The organism is Bacillus sp. AFS055030 (assembly GCF_002574545.1).
GTDB lineage: Bacteria > Bacillota > Bacilli > Bacillales > Bacillaceae_G > Gottfriedia.
The window spans coordinates 1-3,309 of sequence record NZ_NUGT01000085.1 but is presented as its reverse complement, the minus strand read 5'-3'; the positions used below and the strand labels follow the sequence as shown (position 1 = coordinate 3,309).

General features: G+C 35.8%; 3 protein-coding genes. 1 reads left to right on the top strand and 2 read right to left on the bottom strand.

Going from position 1 to position 3,309, the window contains the following annotated elements:
* Positions 1 to 61: 61 nt before the first annotated feature.
* Together CN925_RS20225 and CN925_RS21440 are read right to left on the bottom strand one after the other, a co-directional pair.
* Positions 62 to 1,585, bottom strand: a complete 1,524-nt coding sequence (locus tag CN925_RS20225) for a fumarate hydratase (RefSeq protein WP_098848605.1) — start codon at positions 1,583 to 1,585, stop codon at positions 62 to 64.
* A gap of 204 nt (positions 1,586 to 1,789) precedes the next feature.
* Complete coding sequence (locus tag CN925_RS21440) at positions 1,790 to 1,957, bottom strand: SE1561 family protein (RefSeq protein WP_098848604.1); 168 nt, start codon at positions 1,955 to 1,957, stop codon at positions 1,790 to 1,792.
* 198 nt (positions 1,958 to 2,155) lie between these two features.
* Here CN925_RS21440 and yfkAB point away from each other — a divergent pair, with 198 nt between their 5' ends.
* On the top strand, positions 2,156 to 3,280 hold the full coding sequence (yfkAB, locus tag CN925_RS20215) for a radical SAM/CxCxxxxC motif protein YfkAB (RefSeq protein WP_098848603.1): 1,125 nt from the start codon (positions 2,156 to 2,158) through the stop codon (positions 3,278 to 3,280).
* Positions 3,281 to 3,309 lie beyond the last annotated feature (29 nt).

The following is a 3,309-nucleotide window of genomic DNA, read 5'->3' as shown; positions in this document are numbered from 1 at the left end:
TATTTTTGAAAAACAAAAAAGCAATGCCATAAAGATGACATTGCCTTTCAAATTAAATTAATTAAAATACTTTCTCAGCCATAGTAGCTAATTTCTCAAGTGAACTCTTATCTACATCTTTATGCAATGAATTACCATGGGAATCCATTGTTACAACTGCTTTGAAGTCTTCAACTTGTAAGTGCCACATAGCTTCAGGAATACCGAACTCTAGGTAGTTTACGTCTTTTACTTCTTTAATACATTGTGAGTAGTATTGTGCTGCTCCACCAATTGCATTTAAATAAACGCCGCCGTGTTCTTCTAGAGCTTTTAATGTTTTTGCACCCATTCCGCCTTTACCGATTACAGCGCGAATGCCGAATTTTTTCATGATATCGCCTTGGTATGGCTCCTCACGAATACTTGTCGTTGGACCAGCTGCTTTAATATGATATTTACCTTCTTCATCTTTTAACACTACAGGTCCACAGTGGTAAATAATTTGTCCATTTAAATCGACTGGACAATCGTGGTCTTTTAAATGATGGTGGATTGCGTCGCGTCCTGTATACATCATTCCACTAATTGAAACAACGTCCCCAACCTTTAATTCACGAATCTGTTCTTCTGTAATTGGAGCTACTAATTTCACTTCACGTGGAGCTTCAGTTGTTTCTTTCGTTTCATTTGTAAAGCTAATTTCTTCGCCTTCACGATATAGCCATTCTGAAATTTCACCAGTTTCAGGATTGATTTTCATTCCTAAACGGCGGAATGCCCAGCAGTTATACGCAACTGATACGAAGAAACTTGCAGGAAGACGGTTCATTACACCGATTTTACAGCCAAGTAGAGTTGTTTCCCCACCAAAGCCCATTGTTCCTACGCCAAGCTTGTTCGCATTTTCCATAATGTAATCTTCCATTGCTTTAAGCTCTGGAATTGGATTTTCATCATCAGTTAAACGGAATAATTGATCTTTCGCAAGTTCATAACCGCTAGTACGGTCACCACCAATACCTACTCCGATGAAGCCTGCGCTACAGCCTTGTCCTTGTGCTTGGTATACGCTGTGTAAAATACATTTACGGATTCCATCTAAATCACGACCTGCTTTTCCAAGTCCTTCAAGTTCGCAAGGTAAGCTGTATTGAATGTTTTTATTTTCACATCCGCCACCTTTTAAGATTAGGCGAATATCGATATAGTCACTCTCGTGTTGCTCAAATTTAACAACAGGAGTACCTGGTCCTAAGTTATTTCCGCTATTTTTACCAAATAAAGAATCTACAGAGTTAGAACGAAGCTTACCATCTTTTGTAGCTTGTTCAATTGCAGCATAAATTGCTTCTTTTATCACAAGTTGGTTTACTCCAACTGGCGTTTTCACTTTAAATGTTGGCATACCAGTATCTTGGCAAATTGGTGAAACATCGCCTTCAGCCATCATAATATTGTTTGTAATCGTTTCCAATGCGATGGCACTTCTTGTACCCGCTGTTTCACTTGCTTTAGCTTGTCTGATTGCTTTACGTACGTCTTTTGGTAAATTTGTTGATGTTTCAACAATTAATTGATAAATACTTTCCTGGATGTGTTGCATTCATGCTCCCCCTTAAAACCCTTTATAAAAATACTGAATGTTCCCCTCTTCATTATAATACAATTTTTAATAAACGGAATAAAAAAAGCCCTTTTAGAATTAGTTCTGATTTGGGCAAATATTTAGCAAGTTCCATCGTTAAAAATTAAAACGATGTACAATTTTTGTTTTTGGTCCCAATAAAAAAAGCCCATTACAATGGACTCAATCTGGGCGATTAACTTCACGACATTTACTTTCTAAATCATCTAGAACTGATAATAATTGATCTAGCTCTTCTAAACTTACTTCTTCAGCTTCTAATGATTCGATTGTTTCCATTACTGAATTAAAGCGCTCTTTAATATAAGTTAATTGTTCTGTGTTTGACATGAAATGATCGTCCTTTCTAATACAATTATAATTTATATTATACCCTTCTTCTCCTATATATCGTAGATTTTCGACATTTTTTTAAATTTTAGGAAGTTATTCCTATACAAGGTTTCACTTTCTTTCTTATAATAGTTGAGGAAAATTAATTTATCTAATACTTATGGGTGCAAGTTTTGTACCTAAAGGAGTTATCACATGAAAAAATTATTACAACAAATAACACCTACATATGATCCTTGGGAAGCATATTTAGATGTTGAAGAGTATGGTAAAAACATACTGACAAATGTAGAGTTTACAACTACGACGATTTGTAATATGCGCTGTGAACATTGTGCTGTCGGTTATACTTTACAACCTAAGGATCCAAATCCACTCCCTATTGAGCTTGTTTTAAATCGCTTAGAAGAGATTGAAAAACTTCGCTGCATTAGCATAACTGGTGGAGAACCGATGCTTTCAAATAAAATGTTGAACGGATATGTTGTACCTTTATTGAAATATGCACATGAACGTGGAGTTCGTACTCAAATTAACTCAAATCTAACATTAGATTTTGAAAGATACGAAAAAATAATTCCATATTTAGACGTCCTTCATATCTCTCATAACTGGGGAACTGTTGATGAATTTGTAGAAGCAGGATTTGCGATGATGGATCGTAAGCCGACCTATGCGCAACGTGCGAAATTATTCGAAAACATGATTGAAAACAGCCGACGCCTTGCTGATGCTGGAGTGATGGTATCCGCTGAAACAATGTTAAACAAACGTACGCTTCCATACTTAGAAAAAATCCATCGTCAAATCGTAGAAGAAATGAAATGTCAGAGGCACGAAGTTCACCCAATGTATGCGAGCGATTTCGCTAGTACACTAGAAGTCCTGACAAAATCAGAGCTTCGTGAAGCAATTTCTACTTTACTAGATGTACGTGATGAAAATATTTGGATGCTATTTGGTACTCTACCATTTTATCCATGTAGTGATGATCAAAACGATTTAGACATCATTCAAAGATTATATAATAGTAAAAACGTAACATTACGAAATGACCCAGATGGCCGTTCACGCTTAAATGTAAATGTATTTGATGGCAGCATCATCGTTACTGACTTCGGTGATGTACCTCATCTTGGAAATATCCAAACCCATACATTACAAGAAGCATATGATACTTGGACATTATCAAAAACTGCAAATGAACTAAGCTGTCATTGTCCAGCCGTTAAATGCTTAGGACCAAATATTCTTGTAAAAAATAGCTATTACCCTGAAACTGATTTTTCAAATAGAAGTACTAACATATTAAAGGGTTAAATCCTTGAAAAAGAACATGTCTTTATGGC

What these genes read in the sequence shown, in the direction of transcription:
- CN925_RS20225 (WP_098848605.1), bottom strand. Translation starts at nt 1,585, where the DNA reads ATGCAACACATCCAGGAAAGTATTTATCAATTAATTGTTGAAACATCA.
- CN925_RS21440 (WP_098848604.1), bottom strand. Translation starts at nt 1,957, where the DNA reads ATGTCAAACACAGAACAATTAACTTATATTAAAGAGCGCTTTAATTCA.
- yfkAB (WP_098848603.1), top strand. Translation starts at nt 2,156, where the DNA reads ATGAAAAAATTATTACAACAAATAACACCTACATATGATCCTTGGGAA.